Source organism: Paenibacillus sp. 481, assembly GCF_021223605.1.
GTDB lineage: Bacteria > Bacillota > Bacilli > Paenibacillales > Paenibacillaceae > Paenibacillus_B.
Map to the genome: position 1 here is coordinate 2,168,408 of NZ_CP075175.1, position 24,016 is coordinate 2,192,423.

At 46.3% G+C, this 24,016-nt stretch carries 24 protein-coding genes; all 24 read right to left on the reverse strand.

The window, feature by feature from the left end:
* Positions 1-9: 9 nt before the first annotated feature.
* The gene (locus tag KIK04_RS09310) at positions 10-1,044 is read right to left on the reverse strand and encodes an ABC transporter substrate-binding protein (RefSeq protein WP_232278665.1); all 1,035 of its coding nucleotides are present in this window, start codon (positions 1,042-1,044) and stop codon (positions 10-12) included.
* A gap of 80 nt (positions 1,045-1,124) precedes the next feature.
* Entirely contained in the window at positions 1,125-1,943 is an 819-nt protein-coding gene (locus KIK04_RS09315; RefSeq protein WP_232277984.1) for an ABC transporter permease, read from the reverse strand.
* Complete coding sequence (locus tag KIK04_RS09320; RefSeq protein WP_232277985.1) at positions 1,940-2,791, reverse strand: ABC transporter permease; 852 nt, start codon at positions 2,789-2,791, stop codon at positions 1,940-1,942. Before KIK04_RS09320 ends, KIK04_RS09315 begins: the two co-directional genes overlap by 4 nt.
* Entirely contained in the window at positions 2,788-3,753 is a 966-nt protein-coding gene (locus tag KIK04_RS09325; RefSeq protein WP_232277986.1) for an ABC transporter ATP-binding protein, read from the reverse strand. Before KIK04_RS09325 ends, KIK04_RS09320 begins: the two co-directional genes overlap by 4 nt.
* 374 nt (positions 3,754-4,127) lie before the next feature.
* The gene (locus tag KIK04_RS09330; protein WP_232277987.1) at positions 4,128-4,898 is read right to left on the reverse strand and encodes an SIMPL domain-containing protein; all 771 of its coding nucleotides are present in this window, start codon (positions 4,896-4,898) and stop codon (positions 4,128-4,130) included.
* A gap of 263 nt (positions 4,899-5,161) precedes the next feature.
* Positions 5,162-5,428: an HPr family phosphocarrier protein gene (locus KIK04_RS09335; RefSeq protein WP_232277988.1), complete on the reverse strand. Its 267-nt coding sequence runs from the start codon at positions 5,426-5,428 to the stop codon at positions 5,162-5,164.
* Between the two features lie 125 nt (positions 5,429-5,553).
* The gene (whiA, locus tag KIK04_RS09340) at positions 5,554-6,486 is read right to left on the reverse strand and encodes a DNA-binding protein WhiA (RefSeq protein WP_232277989.1); all 933 of its coding nucleotides are present in this window, start codon (positions 6,484-6,486) and stop codon (positions 5,554-5,556) included.
* A gap of 6 nt (positions 6,487-6,492) precedes the next feature.
* Positions 6,493-7,479: a gluconeogenesis factor YvcK family protein gene (locus KIK04_RS09345; protein ID WP_232277990.1), complete on the reverse strand. Its 987-nt coding sequence runs from the start codon at positions 7,477-7,479 to the stop codon at positions 6,493-6,495.
* A 12-nt stretch (positions 7,480-7,491) separates the two neighbouring features.
* Positions 7,492-8,388, reverse strand: coding sequence for an RNase adapter RapZ (rapZ, locus tag KIK04_RS09350; protein WP_232277991.1), 897 nt, complete (start codon positions 8,386-8,388; stop codon positions 7,492-7,494).
* A 27-nt stretch (positions 8,389-8,415) separates the two neighbouring features.
* Entirely contained in the window at positions 8,416-9,366 is a 951-nt protein-coding gene (locus KIK04_RS09355; RefSeq protein WP_232277992.1) for an ROK family glucokinase, read from the reverse strand.
* Between the two features lie 213 nt (positions 9,367-9,579).
* Positions 9,580-10,524: a thioredoxin-disulfide reductase gene (gene trxB, locus KIK04_RS09360; protein ID WP_232278666.1), complete on the reverse strand. Its 945-nt coding sequence runs from the start codon at positions 10,522-10,524 to the stop codon at positions 9,580-9,582.
* A gap of 102 nt (positions 10,525-10,626) precedes the next feature.
* The gene (locus KIK04_RS09365) at positions 10,627-12,708 is read right to left on the reverse strand and encodes a tetratricopeptide repeat protein (RefSeq protein ID WP_232277993.1); all 2,082 of its coding nucleotides are present in this window, start codon (positions 12,706-12,708) and stop codon (positions 10,627-10,629) included.
* Between the two features lie 374 nt (positions 12,709-13,082).
* Positions 13,083-13,763 (reverse strand): bifunctional phosphoribosyl-AMP cyclohydrolase/phosphoribosyl-ATP diphosphatase HisIE, encoded by a 681-nt coding sequence (hisIE, locus tag KIK04_RS09370; protein ID WP_232278667.1) that lies wholly within the window; start codon positions 13,761-13,763, stop codon positions 13,083-13,085.
* Between the two features lie 77 nt (positions 13,764-13,840).
* Positions 13,841-14,599 (reverse strand): imidazole glycerol phosphate synthase subunit HisF, encoded by a 759-nt coding sequence (hisF, locus tag KIK04_RS09375; RefSeq protein ID WP_232277994.1) that lies wholly within the window; start codon positions 14,597-14,599, stop codon positions 13,841-13,843.
* An 84-nt stretch (positions 14,600-14,683) separates the two neighbouring features.
* The gene (gene hisA / locus KIK04_RS09380) at positions 14,684-15,415 is read right to left on the reverse strand and encodes a 1-(5-phosphoribosyl)-5-[(5-phosphoribosylamino)methylideneamino]imidazole-4-carboxamide isomerase (RefSeq protein WP_232277995.1); all 732 of its coding nucleotides are present in this window, start codon (positions 15,413-15,415) and stop codon (positions 14,684-14,686) included.
* Positions 15,416-15,500: 85 nt separating this feature from the next.
* A complete protein-coding gene (gene hisH / locus KIK04_RS09385; protein WP_232277996.1) occupies positions 15,501-16,133 on the reverse strand; it encodes an imidazole glycerol phosphate synthase subunit HisH in 633 nt (210 codons plus the stop codon).
* Positions 16,134-16,745, reverse strand: a complete 612-nt coding sequence (hisB, locus tag KIK04_RS09390) for an imidazoleglycerol-phosphate dehydratase HisB (RefSeq protein ID WP_232277997.1) — start codon at positions 16,743-16,745, stop codon at positions 16,134-16,136. It lies immediately after the preceding gene.
* Between the two features lie 2 nt (positions 16,746-16,747).
* Positions 16,748-18,040, reverse strand: coding sequence for a histidinol dehydrogenase (hisD, locus tag KIK04_RS09395; RefSeq protein ID WP_232277998.1), 1,293 nt, complete (start codon positions 18,038-18,040; stop codon positions 16,748-16,750).
* A gap of 20 nt (positions 18,041-18,060) precedes the next feature.
* Positions 18,061-18,699 (reverse strand): ATP phosphoribosyltransferase, encoded by a 639-nt coding sequence (gene hisG / locus KIK04_RS09400; RefSeq protein ID WP_232277999.1) that lies wholly within the window; start codon positions 18,697-18,699, stop codon positions 18,061-18,063.
* Positions 18,684-19,874: an ATP phosphoribosyltransferase regulatory subunit gene (locus tag KIK04_RS09405; RefSeq protein WP_232278000.1), complete on the reverse strand. Its 1,191-nt coding sequence runs from the start codon at positions 19,872-19,874 to the stop codon at positions 18,684-18,686. Before KIK04_RS09405 ends, hisG begins: the two co-directional genes overlap by 16 nt.
* Before the next feature lie 252 nt (positions 19,875-20,126).
* Positions 20,127-21,293 carry an acyltransferase gene (locus tag KIK04_RS09410; RefSeq protein ID WP_232278001.1) on the reverse strand — a complete coding sequence of 389 codons (1,167 nt, stop codon included), beginning with the start codon at positions 21,291-21,293 and terminating at the stop codon, positions 20,127-20,129.
* Positions 21,294-21,378: 85 nt separating this feature from the next.
* Positions 21,379-22,614 (reverse strand): polysaccharide deacetylase family protein, encoded by a 1,236-nt coding sequence (locus KIK04_RS09415; RefSeq protein ID WP_232278002.1) that lies wholly within the window; start codon positions 22,612-22,614, stop codon positions 21,379-21,381.
* Between the two features lie 246 nt (positions 22,615-22,860).
* Positions 22,861-23,367, reverse strand: a complete 507-nt coding sequence (locus KIK04_RS09420; protein WP_232278003.1) for an acyltransferase — start codon at positions 23,365-23,367, stop codon at positions 22,861-22,863.
* Positions 23,354-24,016 (reverse strand): pyrophosphatase PpaX, encoded by a 663-nt coding sequence (gene ppaX / locus KIK04_RS09425; RefSeq protein WP_232278004.1) that lies wholly within the window; start codon positions 24,014-24,016, stop codon positions 23,354-23,356. Before ppaX ends, KIK04_RS09420 begins: the two co-directional genes overlap by 14 nt.

Genomic DNA, 24,016 nt, shown 5'->3' on the forward strand with positions numbered 1-24,016 from the left:
TCATTGCTATTAGCGTCCGCTCTTCAATTCCGTCCATAAGCGATCGTACAATTGGATCGACTTACTCACGTCCGCTAGCCACTCCGTACGCGCCAGTTCCTCATCCGTCAAGTTAATCATCGAATTATCCAAATACTCTTTGGAATGGAACTCTTTCGCCTTCGTTACCGGATTGCTATAGCCTACATACTCATAGTTCTGTGCACTGTTTTGTGGGTCCATCATGAAATTGATGAACTTCTCTGCCAGTTCCTTATTTTTCGAGCCTTTAGGAATCGCATACGTATCAGCGAAGATCGTACTGCCTTCTTTAGGCACAACGTAAGCCAGGTCTTTGTTTTCTTTTGCACTAAAAGCAGCGTCACCAGACCAAACTGTAGCGATCCAGCCCTCTTCAGTAATTAGCTTCTGCTTAATGTTGTCCGTGTCAAATGCAAGCACGTTCGGTACAAGCGTACGTAAATCATCTACAGCCGCTTTAACGTCCGCTTCGTTCGTCGAGCTGTTCGTCTTGCCTGCTTTTTTCAACGCCATACCGATCATTTCGCGGTTGTCGTCAAGAAGCAACACTTTACCTTTATACTTTTCATTCCACAAATCGTTCCAGCTTGTAATCGGTTCTTTTACATACTTTTTGTTGTATGCAATACCTGTTACGCCCCACGTGTACACGATGGAGTGTTTGCTGTCCGGATCATAATCAGGGCTTTTGAAACGATCCGCAATGTATTGGAAGTTCGGAATATTGGTCTTATTCAGCGGCTCGAGCAAGTCCTGCTTGATCATGCTTGCCACCATATAGTCCGACGGCTGGATTACATCGTAACCTGCCCCGCCAGCTTTAATTTTCGCCAGCAGCTCTTCGTTGTTAGCAAATTGCGTGTAGTTAACCTTCACGTTAAATTCGGTCTCGAATTTCTTTAACGTTTCAGGGTCGAAGTTATCCGCCCAGCTGTATAAGTTAAGCGTTTGTTTATCCGACGTGCAACCAGCGAGTGCTGTTAATGCCAACATAACGGCCAATACGACCGCGAGCCATTTCATTTTTTTCAATCTTATTACCCCTCTCTGACTATGAATAATGATTTGTTGAATGATGTTGTGAATAATTTAGTGATTCAAGCTTAGAAAGGTAGCGTAGAGCTGCGTTTCTTGTCGCTGCCACGATTCTGCAACCATTGCGCCAATATGATAAGCAAGACACTCACTACGATTAATATCGTACAGAGTGCGTTAATTTCAGGCGAAATCCCACGCTTCACCGAAGCATATATATAGATCGGCAACGTGGATGAGTTCGGACCAGCCACAAAGAAGCTCGTAATAAAGTCATCAATGGACAGGGTGAATGCAATCAACGCCCCTGCAACAACACCTGGCCAAATGGTTGGCAATGTCACATAACGAAACGCCTGCCAAGGTGTAGCACCTAGATCAGACGCAGCTTCCTCCAACTGCTTACCCATATTTGCAAGTCGCGAAGACACAATAACGTATACGTATGCAACACTAAACGTGATGTGCGCAACGATAACTGTAAACTTGCCCAGCGGGATATGGAACTGACTAAACAATACGAGCAATGACAATCCCATAATGATTTCCGGAACAATAATCGGTAAATACAACAGGCTTACTGCACCCTTCTTCTTCTTTCCATGCATTTTACGCAATCCAAGCGCTGCCATCGTCCCTAGCACCGTAGATACGGTTGTAGAAATAACCGCAATAATTAAGCTATTGGATAACGCCTCCATCACTTGACGGTTATCCAACAATGCGGCATACCAATCTAGCGTAAAGCCACTCCAATTCGTACTAATGCGTGAATCATTAAAGGAGTACACAATAATGAACACGACAGGCAAGTATAGAAAAATAACCATTAACACCGAATGGAATCCGAGAAGCGGATTCTTTTTCACTTGGCCGGAAGGCTTCATGCTTTCGCCTCCTTCGACACATCGTATTTCGAGCGCATAGCGCGATTAAACAATCCAATAATAATGAGCGAGCTAAGGACAAACATAACCGACAACGCTGCTCCAAACGGCCAGTCACGTGCGCCTAGGAACTGTGTCTGAATGATGTTACTTAGCATTTGTGACTTAGCGCCACCTAAAATATCTGTCACGACAAACATACCTGTTGTCGTAACAAACACAAGCACGCTACCTGTCATCATGCCAGACTTCGTCTGTGGCAGCGTAACGTGCCAGAATGACTTCCAGCGCGTAGCACCTAAATCGCTTGCCGCTTCCAACAGACGACGATCCATTTGTTCTAAGGATACGTAAATAGGCAGCACCATAAACGGAATGAATGTATACACCATTCCGAGCAGCACCGCTCCTTTTGTATACAACATTTGCATCGGCTCACTTATAAGACCGAGATCAAGCAATGTCGTGTTCACGATGCCTTGTGTTCGCAAAATTAACACCCATGCATACGTACGAATCAAGAAATTGATCCAGAACGGCACTGTAATCAAAATTAGCAGCAGCCGCTGCTTCCCTGCGCTCGTATTGGCAATGTAATACGCAAGCGGGTAACTAAGTAGTAAGCAAATGGCCGTTGTTAGCAAGGACAGCGTTAACGTGTCCCAATATATACCCAAATAAAGCGGTTCAAAGAACCGTGCATAATTGTCCAACGTAAACGAATACACAATGTTTCCTAGCTCGTCACGCTGCATAAACGAGATGGCGATAACAGCCAACATCGGTATAACAAGAAATATACCTAACCACAATACGACCGGCGCAATGATGCCGTATGAACGTTTCATGGGCCGATCATCACCTCATCCTGTGCATTCCAATGAACACCAACGCGCTGCCCAATTGACCAAGTGCGATTATCCGTAAAGTCTAACGCCACTGTTACATTCGTCTGCTCATTTTCCAAATGTATAATCAGCTTATGAATGTTTCCTAAATAGACGATATCTTGAATAATGCCAGCTTTACGCGTCTCGTCCGTTTCTTCGAAGACACGAATTTTTTCAGGTCGAACAGCGAACATATGCTCATCATGCAAAATATTATTTTCTCCAATGAACGTCGCCGCAAACAACGTCGCCGGGCGTTCGTAAATATCTTTAGGCGTGCCAATCTGCTCAACACGTCCCGTATTCATAATAACGATACGGTCCGACATCATCATAGCCTCTTCTTGGTCATGCGTAACATACACGAACGTAATACCTAAGCTGCGCTGCAATTGCTTCAATTCTGCCTGCAAATTTTTACGAAGCTGCAAATCAAGCGCACCTAGCGGCTCATCTAAGAGCAACACCTTAGGCTTGTTCGCAATCGCACGAGCAATCGCCACACGCTGCTGTTGGCCACCGGACAATTGATGTGGATAGCGCTGTGCAAGCGGCGTAAGCTGTGTCAAGCGAATCGCTTCCGCAATACGCTCTTTTTGCTCGGCCTGCGGAATTTTTTTCATTTTAAGACCAAATGCGATATTATCCTCAACTGTCATGTGTGGAAACAACGCATAGTGTTGAAATACCAAATTTAAATTACGTTTATTGGGCGGCAGTTGTGTCACATTTTCGCCGTCCAATCGAATCTCGCCCGAAGTCGGCTGTTCAAATCCAGCAATCATGCGTAAGATCGTCGTCTTACCGCATCCGCTCGGACCGAGCAGCGTCAAAAACTCACCCTCGTCAATTGTCATCGACAATGGTTGCACTACGGGTTGCCCAGCAAAGTGTTTCTCCACATTCACCAGTTGTATCATTCTGCATCAACCCCTTATATCGTCAGCCTTTAAGCAAAAAAAGCCATATCCATTGGTATGGCTTCATCTAGGTCGCATATGTGTTTATCGTAATTTTTCGCATATACAATATACATCGTTTTGACTGACGATACAACTATTTTTACGTAATTTCGACAGAAACATACATGGAACTTCGAGAATTCGCCGCATTTTCTCCATGTTAAGGACTTCAATCCACTTTTTTGTATCCTTTTAGGCGATTTTTCAGGTTTGACTTTATGCTTACAAGACCCTTCAAAAAAATTGGGCTCCTGTCGTTCACACGACAAGAACCCAATATTACCCCTATTTTATCCAGCTTGTGCTTGTGGTTCTAAATTGCAATATATGGACTACTTCATTTGGTACTGTACGTTTACAGAAGCCTTAAGCTTAATAAGTCCGCCTTGTGGAGCAGACACCGCTTCAGCGCTCTTCGCCTGAATCATATCACTCGCAAGATTGAAGCTCACGGGGCTCCAGTCTGCACCAGATTCCACAATGTTTACGACAGAATCAATGCTGCGTCCAGCTGCTTTAGCTAGCGCGTTTGCTTTTTTCTGCGCGTTGGACACTGCCTTTTCCAATACTTGCGCTTCGTAATCCTCACGCTTCTCCGTATCGTAGTTAACGTTAGAAATACGGTTGGCACCTGCTTTAGAAACAGCATCCAACAACTCACCGAGCTTATCTAGCTGACGGTACGTAACTTTAACAAAGTGGCGTGCCTCGTAGCCCACGATTTGAGGTTCTTTATTCTCTTGATACTTATAAACAGGCTCAACAGAGAAATTAGTCGTCTTAATGTCCTTCGCCTGAACGCCATACTTCGTCGTCAGTTCCTGTTTCACTTTATTGAATGCTTCCGCGTTCTTTTGCTGCGCTTCTGCTGCCGTATTAGCACGTGTTTCAGCGCCTAAATCGATATAAGCAACATCAGGAGTGACCTCAATAGTTCCCGTACCTGACACACTAACTACATTTTTCAATGCCTGTGTACTAACTGCTGCACTTGCTGTCTGCACAGGGCCCGCGCTCCATAGTCCGAGCAGCATTGTACCTGTCAAAGCAAACGCTACCGTTGAACGTTTCCACATCGACATGGATGATTTATTCTGATTCATTAATAATCCCTCCGCACTAAGTTGTTTATCATTAAGTTTAGCGAACTTCTCGTCTTCTAAACGCACCTCGCTTCATAAAGGTTGCACATATGTTAATATGTAAATTTATACACCTGAACTCAAGAGCATATTGCAAATGGTTCCATCGTTCGTTATCGTTAACTGCCGAACATGACGACATAACATAAAAAACCGCCTTAACCTGATTCGGTTGAGTCCGAAGCAAGTTAAAACGGTTTTTTAATAAATGTTAAACGGTACCATTAGTTCTCTAATTCTTCCTTACTTACAAGCGAGACTAAAGCGCTTACAGCCTGTTCTGCGTCCGCACCTTCAGCAGTTATGTTAATGCTTGTACCGGAGCTGATTGCCAAACTCATAATACCCATAATGCTCTTCGCGTTCACTTTCTTATCTTCTTTCTCCACGAAAATGTCCGAAGAATATTTATTCGCTTCTTGCACGAACAGTGCCGCTGGGCGAGCGTGCAAACCTGTCTTCAAACGTACGACAACTGGTTGTTGAGCCATGCGAATCATACCCCCTATATTCCAAAATTAGATTAGTTGTATTCACAATTTGAACATAAATATACGCCGAGCGCAATATTTGTTCACATTATAACATTATAGCCGATAATGCACTAGGAAAAAAGTTAAGTATTTCGGATTCGCTCTGCAAGCTCATCCAACTTACGCAAGCGATGATTAACACCCGACTTGCTCACTTTCCCTTTCAGCAACTCGCCTACTTCTTTCAAATTTATATCAGGATGCGCCAGCCGTATTTCAGCAACTTCCCGCAGCTTGTCAGGCAAAGTATCCAGCCCTATTTCCGTCTGAATAAGCTTAATATTGTCAATTTGCCGTACAGCTGCGCCGATCGTCTTGTTCAAGTTTGCCGTTTCACAGTTCACGATTCGATTTACAGAATTGCGCATATCACGCATAATTCGTACATCTTCAAACTTGAACAGCGCTTGGTGGGCACCAATAATGTTCAAAAATTCAATAATCTTTTCGCCCTCTTTGATGTAGAGGACAAACCCTTTTTTTCGCTCAATAAAACGAGCATTCAAGTCAAACTCATTCGCCAAATCTACAAGCGCTTTGCAATGTAACTCATACATTGAGGATATTTCCAAATGGTACGATGATCCTTCGGGATTGTTTACCGATCCACCAGCGAGAAAAGCACCGCGCAAATAAGCTCGCTTACAGCAATTGTTTGCGATTGAGCGCTTATCTATTCCTGTCGTAAATAAAAATCCTTCAGAAACAATATGAAGCTCACTCAAAATTTCTTGCACTCGCGTTGGAATACGAACAATATAAACATTGTTCTTTTTCAAGCGCATTTTTTTACGTACAAGTAGTTCTGTATGCACATCAAAGTATTTTTTGACAAGGGTATACATCCGTCGTGCGATCGCTGCATTTTCAGTTGATATATCCAAAAAGACTTTACGGTTAGAGGAGAGCTGCACCGAACCATTCATACGCATAAGCGCTGACAATTCTGCCTTTTCACAGCACGTTTCTGCTTCAACTAACGTTAATTCTTTTTTTGTTTGTGCCGCAAAAGACATGGCCGCTCACTCCTTCCGTAACATCCAATTTTCTACCAGTTGATAAATATGGTGACTTAACTTATCTGCATCATGACGCAAATACGTACGGAACAACACTAGCGAATCCGCAATTACTTTATAACCCCGACTTGTAACCTCATCCAAATCAAGATGTACAGCCTTTGAACCTTGCTCTGCATATTTTTCTTGGACTTGCGGTGGAATCTCACCATCGTTGACGATAATATAGTCAAACAGTTGATGCCCAATATGCTGTTGCACCGCTTCTAAATGATCGCTCACCGAATAGTTGTCTGTCTCTCCAGGCTGCGTCATCACATTGCAAACAAACATTTTGACTGCATTGGATTGCACGACAGCTTGAGCCAACTTTGGTACAAGTAGATTAGGAATGATGCTCGTATACAAGCTTCCTGGACCGATCAAAATAGCGTCCGCTTCCTTCAAAGCTTCAACCGCTTCAGGTAGCGCCTCGATATCATCAGGTTCCAAAAATACACGCTTAATCCGCTGTCCGGCCTTTGGAATGTTGGACTCCCCTTCAATGATGGTTCCGTCCTCCATCTCCGCCTTTAACACGACAGCTTGATTAGCTGCCGGCAGCACTCGGCCGCGCACGGCCAATACGCGACTCAACTCGCGCACTCCAGAGACAAAGTCTCCTGTAATATCCGTCATTGCTGCCAAGATCAAATTGCCGAGGCTATGCCCCGCTAATCCTGTGCCGCTTGTAAATCGATACTTCAACATGTCGGACAGCGATGGCTCTACATCAGCCAATGCCGTCAAGACGCTGCGAATGTCGCCTGGCGGCGGCATATGCAATTCACTGCGCAATATGCCAGAACTTCCTCCATCATCCGCTACGGTGACGATAGCCGTTATATCCAACGGCTTCTCCTTCAATCCGCGCAGCATGACAGATAGCCCTGTTCCCCCGCCCATCACGACGATGCGAGGGCGCTGACGCTCTGCTTTTTTTCGGGCCATGGCGACCTCCTACTAGTGTCGGTCCCGTTCGGCATCGCGGTGGCTGACACGCACGACTTCCGTGTCGCTAGCGCCGATCGTGCGACCTAAATATTCCGCAATCGCCACTGAGCGATGTTTGCCACCCGTGCATCCTATGCCAATAACGATTTGTCCTTTTCCTTCCTTCTTGTACTGCGGAATAAGGAAATGGAGCATATCTAGCAATTTCGTCAAAAAGGTTTGCGTTTCGGGCCATTTCATAACGTAATCCGATACTTCAATGTCCTGTCCGGTACGTGGTCGTAATTGCTCCACATAGTGCGGATTTGGTAAAAAGCGAACATCAAAAATAAGATCCGCATCAATCGGCACACCATACTTGAAGCCAAATGATGTCACATTGACAGACATCGTGTTATGGCTCGTATGGATAAAGCGCGATGCGATACGTTCCTTGAGTTGAGCTGGCTTCAAGCTACTCGTATCAATAACTTGACTTGCCCAGCCTTTCAAGTCTTCCAACAGCTTGCGCTCCATCTTGATTCCATCAAGCGGCATGCCTTCTGGAGCCAATGGATGGCGTCTACGGCTTTCCTTATAACGTTGCACGAGCACACCGTCAGTAGCATCTAAAAATAAAATCTCATAGTTTATCGTGTAATGTTCACGGATATAATTAAGGGATTCGGACAAAGCTGTGAAAAATTCACGACCACGCAAGTCGATAACGAGCGCTACTTTGCCGATTTTACCTTTGGACTGCTCTATTAATTCAGCAAATTTAGGTATAAGAACTGGTGGCAAATTATCCACACAAAAGAAGCCAAGGTCTTCTAAGCTTTGCACGGCTATGGTCTTACCCGCACCGGACATTCCTGTAATAATGACCAACTTGGCAACTGCCGTTGATTCTGTTGATTCAATCATCGTTCGACATCTCCCTTGAGTGATTGATTACGAACGCAAAAATAAACCAGCCGCTCCGATCATGCCTGCATCGTTACCAAGCTCGGCAGATACAATCGTAACTCCTTGCTTGACAGGTTCCGGAGCCAATTTTGCAAATGTCTCACGAATTTGCTCAAACAAGAATTCGCCTGCTTTCGAAACTCCGCCGCCAATGATGAAACGCTCTGGATTTAGCGTTACAGCAATAGCTGCCATCGATTTACCCAAGTAAAATGCAGCACGGCTAACGATACGCGCTGCTACTTCATCGCCTGCTTTTGCTGCGTCAATAACGTCCTTCGCTGTCAGCTTCTCCACGAGAGACAAAGATGTACGATCTCCACGATCGACAGCATCTTGTGCCATACGGATAATACCTGTTGCAGAAGACACGGTTTCTAAGCATCCCATTTGACCGCAACCACATTGAATCGCTTCCAAATCTGGGATAACAGACATATGACCTAGCTCACCAGCAAGGCCTGCAAACCCTTGCACAATTTTGCCGCCAATAATGATTCCTCCGCCAACACCCGTACCAAGTGTATAACATACACAATGGTCGATTCCTGCCCCTGCTCCGCTCCACGCTTCGCCCAGTGCAGCAACGTTTGCATCGTTATCAATTTTAATCGGTTTTCCGAGGCGCTCCTCCAAAATAGAACGGATTGGCACATCTTTAAAGCCAACATTAGGAGCCAGAATGACAATACCTTCTTTCACGTTCGTGAAACCGGCAACACCTGTTCCAATGCCCGCTACTTGTTCCCAATCATAAGGGGACTCCTCAACGATATGACGAACGTATTTCTCGATGTTATTGATGACCGTTTCAGGACCTAACGGTACTTCGGTCGGACCTTCATAAGTATGCATCAACTTACCTTCTGCATCACAGATGCCAACCTTTATTGCGGTACCTCCCAAATCGACACCTACGTAGATTTGTTCAGACATGCGTCATCCACCTTTTTATTCGTAATCGTATGATACTTCTGTTCCAACTATACGCGAACCCACTAGTCAGGTCAAGAGAACGGGAACCCCTGCCATTACGCCAAATAGAAGCAGGCAGGGACACGGCGTCCCTGCCTCTTCACGCGTCTGCCAGCGGCCGAGACAGCTATGTTCTGTCCCCGCCTAGCTCCGCTTCATATAGTGAAATCGCAATTAATTTCCGCTCCAGTCGTGCGTTGCATTTCCCTCAAGAAACTTCTCAGCATCAAGCGCCGCTTGGCAACCAGAACCTGCAGCCGTAATCGCTTGACGATACTTCGTATCGTGTACATCTCCTGCTGCGAATACGCCTGGAATGCTCGTCTCCGAGGTGCCTGGCTTAACGATGACATAACCTTGCGCGTCCAATTCAACCTTGCCTTGCAAGAAGTCTGTGTTCGGCTTATGGCCGATAGCTACGAACAACCCGTCCGTTTTAATAACTTCCTCTTCACCTGTCTCGTTGTTGCGTACTTTCAAGCCTGTTACGCCCATACCTGATGCTTCAACTTCGAGTGGTGTACGGTTAAGTGCCCAGCTGATCTTGCTGTTTCCACGCGCGCGATCTTGCATGATCTTCGAAGCACGCATTTCTTCGCGACGGTGCACGAGCGTCACTTCGCTTGCAAAGCGTGTCAAGAAGTTAGCCTCTTCCATAGCAGAGTCTCCGCCACCAACGACAACAATTTTTTTGTTGCGGAAGAAGAAGCCGTCGCATGTCGCACATGCGCTTACACCTTTACCGATATTGTCTTGCTCGCCAGGAACGTTCATATACTTCGCAGATGCACCTGTTGCAATAATAAGTGTCTCTGCAACAATATCGTCTGCGCCTTCGATTTTAAGTGTGAATGGGCGCTTTGATACGTCTACGCTCGTTACCCAGCCTGTCTTAAACTCAGTGCCGAAGCGCTCAGCTTGCTTACGCATGTTATCCATCAATTCAGGGCCCATAATACCTTCTGGGAACCCTGGGAAGTTCTCAACATCAGTCGTTGTTGTTAGCTGTCCGCCCGGCTGTGGTCCTTCAATGACCAACGGCTCTAGGTTAGCTCGTGCCAAGTATATCGCAGCTGTATAACCAGCAGGTCCTGTACCAATTACAACTGATTTGTAAATTTTATTCGCCATCGTAGAGGGCCTCCCTTGTGGTAATCAATGAAATTTATTTATTATCACTTTGAAACGAGTAGTCATCTACGCATCACAGCTCCTGCATCACTATTGCGTTTCTCCTCCAAGCGGGAGCTTACACTTTAGTCTTGCTTCGACCTGACACGTTTCTTCTATACGTTTCGCATGTTTACTTATAGTAGACACCGACGCTTCGTACCGATCAGCCACTTCCTGATAGGAAACCGGTTGCTGATGCAGCTTCGCCGATAAATATTCCACCGCAGCGGCCCAGCTTGCTGTCTTAGTCAGCTTAGGAATATCCGCTGGGTACAACCGCGTAATAAATTCAATCCAGAGTGTCTCTGCATCGTGCATTTGAAACAGATCGTATCGTCCGTTCATATGCAGACGCAACGTACTCAGCACCTCTTGCCAAGCTACTTCCCATGTAGGTAGCTGGTTAGCAATATGGTTGCTCGTAACGGTGATATGTTCCCCGTTCCATGAAGCCTCGAGCGGATCGTTTACACCGAGCGAGCGCAGTACATAGACCGCCACTTGCTTCAAGTAGGCGTCTTGTTCTGGATCAAGCAATAAGCCACGTAGGGCTTGCTTTGCCTCTTCATCCCCGAGCAGCAGCATCGCTTGCAAAGCGTGCATCTTTGCAGCTTCGTCTCCGAAGCGCAGCGCCCAGAACAAAGAGGAGCGCACGATCGGGTCAGACTTCAAACGTTCTTCCGTTGCTGACAACATAGCAACGGACGGCTGCCCTGCTTCTGCTGCTAGTGAAGTAGAACCTTCCCGTTCAAGGGCTCCGCCTTCAGCTTCGGCAACGTTCGCATTAGGGGAAGTTGTCTGCTGCATACTTTCAGGCACACTATTTTTCGCTCTGAACATCCTAATCTTAGCTTGTAGCTTCGCCTCTAACGCCTCTTCTGACTCCACCTCAGCACCTGACGCTGTCGCATGGAGCTGACTCAGCTCTTCATTTGGCAGTCGGTACTGATAGCTAGGCATCGGATACGCATCGCCAATTTCCCCACGCTGTAGCTGCTCTAGGAAATAAGTAGCTATGCCTGAATCCGGATCAAGGCGCCTACATTTCGCCCACCACTTCGCCGCTTCATCCAAGCGACCCATGTGACAAGCTGCGACAGCAGCATAGTGATGTAAGCTAGGCTCGCGAAGCGACTCCTTCACGAGTAAGCGGCGCAAATGCCGATACGCTTCAGCGTGCTCATCCAACATCCCCATCGTCGTCGCGAGCTTGAAAATATGCTCGTGATGAAATGCCTCTATCTTGCACAAGACCTTCACGATATCCGCCACTACATCTTCATTATTAGCCTGACGCTGAAACACTGCAAAATTGCACAACGCATGTAGGTTGCCACTATCACGCTCCAACACACCTTCTACCGCTTTACACGCTTCAGGAAAACGACCCATATAGTAATAAGCGAGTGCCAAATTGTTACGCGCTGCTAAGAAGTCGGGGTCTTGCTCAATCGCACGAAGCAGAATTGCTTCCGCCTCAATAAATTGGCCTGCCTCCAGCAGTTTACGTGCCGCTTCATGATTTTGTTCTGAACTCGGAGCTTCATCTGCATGTGACGACGGATCAACAGCCGACGCATCGTCCACTTGTTCATCTTCTTCGCCATCAACAGCCTGATAAGCAGCTCGTCCTTCTTTTAAATTAAATTGTTTAATTCCGCGCTCGCGCTTATTTGGCATTAATGGATGATTCATCTCATAATGAATCATTTCCAACATTTCTTCTGCCTCTTGCGCGAACTGACCGTTTCCATCTAACGTTATATACATATTCAGCATCGCTTCAGCTGTATCAAATTCCCCTAGGTAGGCGAAATTGTTAGCCATATAATAATAGCATTCGACCATCATTGGATCTAACTCATCCAATACGTGCTCTAATATGTCATTAGATTCATCAAACTTTCCTGTTTCGGCCAATGCCCCTGCCAAATTGCATTGATGTATAGGATCATTCGGTTCACACTCAACTGCCTTACGAAAATATTTCAATGCCTTGTCGTAATGCAGCCGGTCCAGCGATTTTACTGCACGCTCTGAATACGCATCAGCGTCAACTGGGAATAGAACTAAATTAAGTGAAGATCTGCTCATATCTTTTCCCGTTCGTTGTGGCGTCTGTTCTGCCATCGCCAAGGCACCTCCTGACACGTTATCGTTATATTCATACATATAAGTATAACATAATGACACGCAAATCCCTCAACTTTCAACAAGCCGTCAGAACGCTATCGTTATGCGGCTAAAAGCGAAGGTGACGATGCAGTTACATACAGTAGCCGCGAACATCGACTCACCCAATCGAGTATTATTTTTATTTAATAATTATTCTCATTTCATTATAACTCGAAAGTCGATGCCTAGCAATTTAACTGCTTAAAGCGACTGCACATCCTGCACATACAAAAAAAAGCCGAACACTATTTCGTACACTTTGTTCCCGCTACAGACAACATTTGAAGACGTGTACGTCATGAGTATCCCGCTTCTTCGAGATGCTAACACTAATTTTTTATTTTTCCGTGTTCATTATAATGTTCTGCTCGCACCGCCTGATGGCGCTGTTTCAATTGCGCCAACACCTCATTCAGTGGTAGCTTGCGCTCACGCAGAAGAACCATTAAGTGAAACAACAAATCACCTGCCTCACTGCACAGCTCGTTGTTGTCATTATTTTTTGCAGCGATAATGACCTCGGAGCACTCTTCCCCTAATTTTTTTAATATTTTGTCCACACCCTGATTAAATAAATACGACGTATAAGATCCTTCAGGTCGTTCAGCCTCGCGATCAGCGATAACTTGTTCCAATTGAAATAATACCGAAGTCGTCTCGGGATCAGACACGGTGTTCTCCGTACTCGTTTCATAGAAACATGTATATTGTCCGGTATGACAAGCAGGGCCGTTCGGCACGACTTGAATCAGTAGCGTATCGGCATCACAATCCAATGTAATGGATATGATGCGCTGTGTATGCCCAGAAGTGGCACCTTTATGCCACAACGATTGTCGCGAGCGGCTCCAAAATACAGTTTCGCCCGTCCGGCCTGTCAATTTCAACGACTGTCGATTCATATAAGCAACCATTAAGACTTGTTTAGTTACAGCGTCCTGCACAACAGCAGGTACTAATCCTTGCTCATTCCATGTGATCCGTTCGATCAAAGAGTCTATGTTGAACAAAGCTCCTTGATCTTGCCCTTGTTCTTGCGCTTGCTCTATAGCTGTCGTGCTGACTGGTTCATTGCCTTGAGTCTCTTTCACCGCACATGCACCCCTTTTTCGCGCAGCTCTGTTTTCACATCATGAATAGACAACTCTTTATAATGAAAAATGGAAGCCGCCAAAGCCGCATCTGCCCCACCTGTTACAAATGCCGAAGTAAAATGCTCTGCCTTGCCCGCTCCCCCAGAGGCGATAACCGGAATACCCACACTTGCTGAAACCGTACGCGTCAACTGAAGATCAAAACCATCCTTCGTGCCATCTGCATCCATACTTGTCAGCAAAATTTCGCCCGCTCCTAACTGCTCAGCCTGGCGAGCCCAAGCGACCGCGCGAATGCCTGTAGACTTACGCCCACCGTGGGAATACACTTCCCACTCCTTCCAATCTGAATTGTATCGAGCATCTATAGCGACTACGATGCATTGTGCTCCGAACTTGCGTGCTCCGTCCGTTATAAGTTGGGGATTATGTACCGCGGCCGTATTAATGCCGATTTTATCTGCACCCGCACGTAAAATACGCATCATATCATCAACGTGAGCAATTCCTCCACCCACGGTAAACGGTATGCTAATCTCACCAGCCGTTTGTCTCACGACTTCAATCATTGTAGCCCGACCTTCTACAGAAGCAGATATATCCAGAAAGACGAGCTCATCAGCACCCTCTCGATCGTAAAATGCAGCTAACTCTACGGGATCACCCGCATCGCGGAGCTGAACAAAGTTGACTCCCTTCACAACACGTCCGTCTTTCACATCCAAGCAAGGAACTATTCGTTTGGTCAGCATGCGTTATCCCTCCCCGTTCTCCATCATGCAGAAAGCTATACTAACTCCGCAAATCTATCCATATCTATGCGGGCCTGCGCAGACCTACGTAGTTCTCTGCACCGCCTCGCGCAGTGAAATGTCACCCGTATATAATGCCTTACCAATAATAGCACCGCTCACGCCGTCTGAAACATGTTCTGCCAACGCCTCTACATCAGCCAACCTACTGACGCCTCCTGAAGCAATGACCTGACGGCCTGATGCTTGCGCAATCGCTACAATTGCTTCCACGTTAGGGCCTTTCATCATCCCATCCCGCGAGATGTCGGTGAATATAAACGTCTGAGCCCCGCATGCCGCTAACTCAGAAGCTAACACTTCCGCCTTAACAGCAGACGTTTCTAACCAACCCCGCGTCGCTACATATCCGTCTCTTGCATCTATACCAATTGCAATACGTTCACCGTATAGAGCCAATACTCGCTCAACAAAGTCGCGATTTTCAATGGCAGCCGTACCTATGATGACGCGGGATACGCCAAGACCGAGCATTCGCTCTACATCAGCTTCTGTGCGTAAGCCGCCGCCTACCTGCACAGGCGCATCTACTTGCTGCGCGATAGAGGCTATTAACTTGTCATTTATGGGCTGACCTGCTTTAGCACCGTCTAAATCCACGAGATGAATCCACGATGCCCCTTCCTCTGCCCATCGTTGTGCAACCTCTAACGGGTATTCGTTATATACCGTCTCCTGACCATAATCACCCTGAACGAGCCGCACACATTTTCCATCGCGTATATCAATAGCTGGATATATCGTAAATGAGGCCATATTCTGATTCCTCCTGAAGTTCTTTCTTCATTAATGTAAGGTAATTGAAAATGATTCATAATAATTCATACTGATTTATACCGATTCAAGGTGTTTCATGTACTCTTGTATGACACAACTCCAAAAAGCTCCGCAGCAGTTGCAAACCTAGCTCTCCGCTTTTTTCCGGATGGAACTGCATGCCGTACACATTGCTGCGCCCGACAATTGCAGCCACTTCTACGCCCCCATATGGACAGGTTGCGATTAAATCAGTAGCTTCTTCTACCTCTACATAATAAGAATGAACAAAGTACACGTGACCCTCTACTAAAGAAGACGTAAGCACGCTGCTGGGTTGCAACCATGTGACCTGATTCCACCCCATATGTGGCACCTTGTACGAATCTCCTGCAAAACGAACGACCCGACCAGGAAGTAAGGATAAGCCTTTATGAATGCCGTATTCCTCACTCTCATGAAAGAGAAGTTGCATGCCTAGACAGATGCCCAATAACGGAATTCCCCGCTCCGCAGCCGTCCGCAGTACATGGTCGAGCCCGCTTGCACGCAGCATTTCCATCGCATCACCAAATGCGCCTACCCCCGGCAAAATAATGCCATCCGCCTGCAATAAACTATCTTTGTTTGCCGTTACGGTCGGCTTATAGCCAAGTCGCTCAACCGCCCTGCTCACACTATGCAAATTGCCCATACCATAATCGACAATCGCAATCATTTAGAGCACCCCTTTCGTGGATGGCACTCCTTGTACACGTGGATCAATGCTTGTAGCCTCATCTATTGCGCGGCCGAGCGCTTTAAATACGGCTTCAATCATATGATGCGTATTTTTACCGTAGTGAACGATGACGTGCAGTGTGATGCGAGACTCTAGGGCCAGCTTCCACAAAAATTCATGCACGAGCTCTGTCGAGAATCGGCCTACCTGGGTGGAAGGATATTCAGCTCGATATTCAAAGTGTGGCCGATTGCTTACATCGATAATGACCTGAGCCAAGGCCTCATCCATCGGCACGAATACAGACGCATAGCGTTTAATTCCTGCTTTGTTGCCAAGCGCCTCACGCAGCGCTTGCCCTAGACAAATACCTATATCTTCAACCGTATGGTGATCATCAATATCAATGTCCCCCACCGCTTTAACTTCTAAGTCAAACAATCCATGCTTTGTGAACAAATCCAACATATGATTCAAAAAAGGAACGCCGCTATCTATGTTGCTGCGACCTTGTCCATCTACTGCAAAGGCTAACGAAATATCCGTTTCATACGTCTTACGGGCAATCGTAGCGGAACGAGTTGTGACAGATTGCGTTGTGTTTGTCATGGCTAATCGACCTTCCTTTCAGCTTGGAGGCGTATCTCAATCGCTTTTGCATGTCCTTCTAGTCCTTCACGCCGAGCCAGCTCCATAATCGTAGAGCCATGCTGCAACAGTGCTTCCTTGCTATAACGAATAAGACTCGATTTTTTTATGAACATATCGACGTCTACCGGCGACGCAAAGCGTGCCGTACCGTTCGTCGGAATAATATGATTCGGTCCTGCAAAATAGTCGCCTACCGGCTCCGCGCTATATGCGCCAACAAATATAGCGCCAGCGTTCTCGATTTGCCCGACCCAGCTCATCGGGTCGGCGGTCATGATTTCCAAATGCTCCGGCGCCAACTTATTGACGATTTGCACGCCCTCGTCAAGTGAATCTACGACAATAATGGCGCCGTAGTGCTCCAACGAGGCCGCGGCAATATGACGCCGTGGCAACTCTGCAAGTTGGCAGGCAACCTCATCCGCCACAGCTGTTGCCAGTGCTGGCGAGTCAGTGACTAGCACCGCTGACGCCATCTCGTCGTGCTCCGCCTGCGAGAGCAAATCTGCGGCCACATAGGCCGGATTGGCTGTGCTATCAGCAAGCACGACAATTTCGGACGGTCCGGCGATACTATCGATATCGACGACGCCGTACACTTCCCGCTTCGCCAACGCCACATAAATGTTGCCTGGCCCGCAAATTTTATCGACGGGACGTATCGTCTCCGTCCCATACGCCAGTGCAGCAATGGCTTGCGCCCCACCTGCACGATATACCTCCCGTACACCGGCCTCAGCCGCCGCAACGAGGATGTACGGATCGATGTCCTCTTGGCCGTTCGTTCCCGGCGGTGTAACCATTACAATTTCCCGCACTCCTGCTACTTGTGCTGGAATGACGTTCATAAGCACGGACGATGGATAGGATGCCTTGCCTCCAGGCACGTAAACGCCGACGCGGGCTAACGGGCGGACAATTTGGCCGAGCATCGTTCCGTCCGGCTGAATATCCATCCACGAGCGGCGCTTCTGCTGCTCGTGAAAAGTGCGTATATTGGCGGCTGCCTGTCGGATTGCCTCAATAAACGAAGGCTCTACCTGCGTGTACGCAGCGGCATAACACGCATCAGGTACAAGCAATTGGTCTGCTGTTAACTCCACCTTGTCAAACAAGGCAGTATAACGCAGAAGGGCAGCATCTTTTTCTTCCCGTACATCGCGTAAAATGTTTTTTACGGTTTCCAACTGCTTAGGTGTACCGTAATCAACCTGTCGATTTAAGCTGAACTCAGAAGCTTTCAATATCCGCATTTCGTGCTCCCCCCAACCCACTATCGCAACTTGCAATCCGTCGTTAAGGACTGCAAGCGGTCGCATAAAGCTTGTATCGATTCACTTTTCATCCGGTAACTAACTCGGTTCGCAATGAGGCGACTCGTAATCCCGAACATTTCTTCCATTTCAATGAGTCCGTTTTCCTGCAATGTCTTGCCCGTTTCCACCATATCAACAATCCGATCAGCAAGACCAATAAGCGGCGCCAACTCGATGGAGCCGTTAAGTTTAATGACCTCCACTTGCTGCCCTCGTTCACGAAAGTATTTCGATGCTATATTCGGATACTTCGTTGCCACTCGTGGATGAATGGCAGGCTGCCAATCTGGAAGACCGATAACCGACATTCTGCATCTCCCGATGCCCAGATCGAGCAGTTCATACACGTCTTTGTTTTCCTCCAACAACACGTCTTTACCGACAATGCCTATATCAGCAACCCCATACTCTACGTACGTAGGTACATCTACTGGTTTTGCCATAATGAATTGCATACCCGCTTCTGGTACATCAATTCTTAACTTGCGCGAATCGTCTTCCTCTTCTGGAACGAAGAATCCCGCTTCTCGGAACAAAGCGGAAGCTTGTTTATAAATGCGGCCCTTCGGCATCGCAACTTTTAGCCAATCTTGCAAGCTCCATCACCTGCTTTCCCCTCATTAGCTACCTCATCATTAGCTGCCCCATTTTTGACCGCTCCATCAATGAGCTTAGTAATAACGACCTTTCCTTCACCACGCAAGCGCGTGGCCTCCGCTAAAGCTGCTTCACGATGCGATGCATCATATTGAATGTGTATTGGCTTGCCGTTAATGAATGCCGTGCATTCGCCCTGAATGGCATCCACAATACGCGACGTTTTAAGTGCAAAGCCTGTTGCGGGAGCTTGCCGTCCAAACTGCTGAAGCAAATTGTCATAGCGCCCACCACTCATAACAGGAAAGCCTATATCCTCCACATAACCTTCAAAGATCGTACCCGTATAGTATGAAAAATCGCCTACCATCGTTAAATCGAGCATTAAATGAGCTTCTACACCGTAAGCTTGCAGCACACTCCACACCTCTTCCAGATGGGCGATTGCCGCTGCCGCAATCGGCTCAGTTACGAGCTGTCTCGCACGCTCACAGACGATTCGTCCACCTCGCAAATGGAGCACTGCTTCCAGCCGTTCCACTGCACTCGCATCTACTTCTAATGATCTGACGTAGTCTCTGTAGCCAACGACATCCCGCTGCACGAGGCAATCTTTTAGACGAGCTTGAGCTTCAACACTGCCCGACAATGTGTCTTCAAACAAAGATTCGATAAAGCCAAGATGCCCTATCGCAACTTTAAAGCGCTCAAATCCTATCTCCTGCAAGCACGCAATCGATAAAGCTATCGCTTCTGCATCCGCCTCTGCCGTCGCATCACCAATTAGCTCTGCACCCGTCTGATAGAACTCCGCTTCTCTGCCCGCTTCCTCCTCCATGGAACGGAACACATTCGCATGATAAGAAAGCCGGATTGGAAATGCTTCTTCCTTCAATAAGGAAGCAACAATACGTGCAATTGGGGCCGTAACATCTGATCGCAGCACCATCGTAGTACCCCGCTGGTTTAACAACTTGAACAATTTATGATCAGATGTTGAACTGGCAGCTCCAACCGTATCGTAAAATTCCATAGTCGGTGTAATAATCTGCCTGTACCCCCACCGTTCCATACATGCAAGCGACTGCTTCTCAATATGACGCAGCTTCACAACCGCCTCTGGCAAATAATCACGTACCCCTGACGGCTTTTCGAACATTTTAGGCTTCGTCACGGCATCCACCTCGCTCCATTTTTACTTTAGTGAGTTAATATATTAACAAGTTACCTTATTAGCAAATTGAAGATTTTTAAAGGTAATATTATCATGTAACTTCACGACCGTCAATCATTACCAATCCCACTTTTTCAAAAAATCAGCTTCTCTCTAGCTCCTCACTTTTTACGATTCACACAAAAAGGCCGCCTGCATCAGCAGACGACCTCTTCAATCATTTTACTTGCCATTATGTATGAAAATTATTGCTTATCCACCTAACGTTCGACCGTCTGCATCTGGCTTCGCCATTGATACAGTTGTCGGTCTCGGTCCTGTTCCAAAAAAGATCCATGCAAACTTCACATAGCGATATAATAAAGCGACTACAGCCCACGTAACAAACAGCGCAACTGCAAATGCCCCCGCAATATACAACGGGTACAAGAGCGGATCGCCGTCATGCCATTGGAATCTCCTGTACACTAGCAGGAACAGCGGATGGAGTAGGTAAATACCGAAGGTCATGTCTCCGAACCTACTAATTTTTTGTACCGTTGAAGACGACCATTTTCGTTCGATATAAGCCGCCGCTTGCAGTAGCACAATACATGAAAGCAACGAATGCACGTTCCACAAACCTTCGTACCACAAGGTGTTCACCCTTGCTTTATGAAGATGCGTTGCATGCCACAGCAGCACATGCGCTAATCCGACTGTCAACCAACTTAGCCATAGTAGCACCGTCTGCAGCCTATAACGTCCTCTATCTATGCCGATTCCACCTTGGAACCAGCCTTTAACCCGATCCCAATATATCCCCAAGTATGCTCCTAACATCACATAGCTCGCATACGATATAAGCAAGCTTCCTTTGCTCGTAACTTGCAAGTCGTACTTATTCCAAATGACGAATCCCCATTGCAGAATGAGACCGATTGGAATTGCCCAAGCGGCTACGCGAGTTGAACGCAACACCAATAACATTAACGGAAATATGATGTAGAACTGAATAATAAGAAATACGTAATACAAATGCGTATACGCCGAACCTGTCAACAACTTGATGGCCAACGAACTGAGCGTATCACCCAATTCGCGGTTCGGATAATGCGTAAAATGGATTAAGGTAAAGAAACAAATGGAACATATAAAATACGGGAGCAATATGTATTTCAATCTTTTTCGATAAAATCCTGTAAGCATAGAGCCATCTAGCTTTCTACCTCCATAATTGTAGAACAAGACGAAGCATGTCAGCATAATAAATGAAGGTACGGCAAACTTGCTGAACGTGTTAATAAAGTTATATCCGAAAAACAAATCTGAACCCTTTGTCTTCGCTATTGCTTCCGATGTTGCATGAATGAATAAGACAGCAAGCATCGCCAATGCACGATAAATAGAGAGCGAAGAAATATTTTCTTTTTTAGCCACTGTAGTACCCTCCCTAACCGAGGTACGAATCGTCGAATGTACTCACTTTCCGTCCCCTTCAGTTGCAGCCTCTCGCTTTATGTCATTATTTCCCGGGAAACAGTGTAATTGTCTCCTTTTTTCGATCAAGTTCATATTTCAGACCAAATTTGTCGTTTAATTGTTTCAATGGTAAGTACCACTCCCCTTTTCGAACGATCGGAGAGCTATTCAAGGTAACTTCTACACCATTCCATAACACTTTATAATTCGACTTTGCACCCTTCAGTGGATACTTCGCTCCACGATTGCGCATCGAAAGGATTAAGTCATCTGACGAAATTTTTTGGTTACCACCATTAATTCGAAATGCGTTCTTATTTAGGCGCTTGTTGATTCCTGGTTTAATTGTAAATGTAAGTTCAATCCCTAGTTCGCGGCAAATTTCGAGCACGTCTTTGCTGTATGCACCAAACGGAAAAGCTAAGGCCGAATAACGGTTGCCTAATTCCTTTTCTAGCAATTGCTCAGCTTTGGACAAGTCTGTGCGAATACGATTCAAAAATTCTTGTCTTGTTTCCATTCGTTTTTCTTTTTTCAAATAAACGGGACGGAACAACATCGGACGCTGTGTCCCCTTCTTATTAACTGACATATACGAATGCGAGTCAAATGTATGGCTAAAGAAGGTAACACCCCCTCTTTGCATCTCACGCATTTGCTCCCACTTCAGCTTAGGTCTACCTACCGTCTTGTTATTGCTAATTGTAGACACAATAACAAAGTTAGTGGCCGGAATATTATACTTGCGCAGCGTTGGATACACATGTGGATAGAACGTTTCATATCCATCATCAAATGTCAGCAATACCGCATTCGGCGGAACTGGCCGCCCTTTCAACATATAATCGCGATACTCATCCATTGTAATAAAATTAAACCCATTCGTCAGTATTGCTTTCATATGCTTCTCAAAATGTTCTGGCGAAATAATAGATACGTGATTAGGGTTCGGCTCGACATTATGATACATCAGAACAACAACTTCATTGCTGTAGTATACGGGACTATGTTTCCACTTTGATTTCTCATTGTCCGTCGAAAGTAGTTGTAGTGTCTTGTTGTGATTGCTGGTTGCTACTTTTACACCGTATGCTTCAGACAAAGCGTCAACAGGGACATACCATTCGTTGCCTACCTTAACTGCTTTACCATTTTTCCAACGCTTATCTTCCCAAGACATATGGTAGGTTAGAGCGTTAGCACCAGAAGTCTCCATATTTAAAGTCGTAAATAGCAGTACTACCATCACGACTATAGCAACCGTGCGTTTCATCAACATGAGCCATCTTCCCTCTTTTTCGCTGAATTTTTTGACGAGCAGCGAGACATCCATCCCCCCTAAAAGAAATTAGCATATTTCTCCTGCTTTGTCATTGTTCATTTCAATACTGTAATTTATCAACGCAGTTTAACATCTATTTGTTACACGATTTGGTAGCCTTAAGAAAAAGGTAAGAATTAAAAAACAGCCTTAACTCGGATAATATCCAAGCTAAGGCTGCTGTAAGTTATTTTGATTATATGCTTACACCGTCGCACTTGCCTCGCTGCTTACCGATCGAATCACTTGCATCGGATTGCCGCCAACCATTTGCCCTGCAAGCACATCTTTGTGCACGACCGTCCCTGCCGCAACGACTGCTCCATCTCCGATCGTAACACCAGGTAAAATCGTGCTGTTCGCCCCGATCAATACATTGCTTCCAATGTACACGTTGCCCAGACGATATTCGTGGATTAAATACTCATGCGTCAATATCGTTGCGTTGTAACCAATAATAGAGTTGTCCCCGATTTCAATCTTTTCTGGAAAAAAGACATCGACCATCGCCATTAAGCCAAACGCTGTATATTGACCCACCTTCATACCTAACAACCGACAATAAATCCAGCGCTTTACACGCAGCGATGGGCAGTAGCGTGCCAATTGAATACATACAAAGTTACGCATACCCTTCCACGGACTTACCGTACGGTATATTTGCCACAAGCTGTTCGGTCCCTCTACCGGATACCGCTCAACGTTTCTCACCTGCGTCCCGCTCCAATCCGACGAGCGCGTATATATCGCGCATGTCATGAATGATATGGCGTGGCTCATATTGACGAAGCACCGCTTCTCCTTTTAGTGACCATGCAACACCGCATGAAATAGCCCCTGCCGCATTCGCGGACTGAATGTCTGCCGGGCTGTCCCCAACCATCAACGTTGTCGCTGGGTCAGCTCCCAACAGCTCAATCGCACGCAGCACCGGTTCAGGATGCGGCTTCGCATGCTCTACATCTTGAATGGTGACAATTGTCGCCATTTGCTCAAACAAGCCAAACATCCGCAAGGCCCGCTCTGTAGATGGTCGTACTTTCGTCGTGACGACGCCAAGCGTAATGCCCGCTTGATGCAATCGCTCTATCACTTCGGACACATTTGGGAACTCGCGCACTAACTCATCGTGACGAGTCAAATTATATGCCCGATAAGCTGCCGTTAAATCGTCCACCTGTTCACGCTTACTGAACAATCGCATCTGATATTCAAGCGGCATTCCCATACTTGGAATTAGATGTTCCCGTGTCAGTGGCTCTGGAGCAACATCTTTTAATACGTGCAAAAATGTTTCTATAATAAGCTCATTTGTATCAATAATGGTTCCGTCCAGATCAAACAAAACGGTTTGAATCAT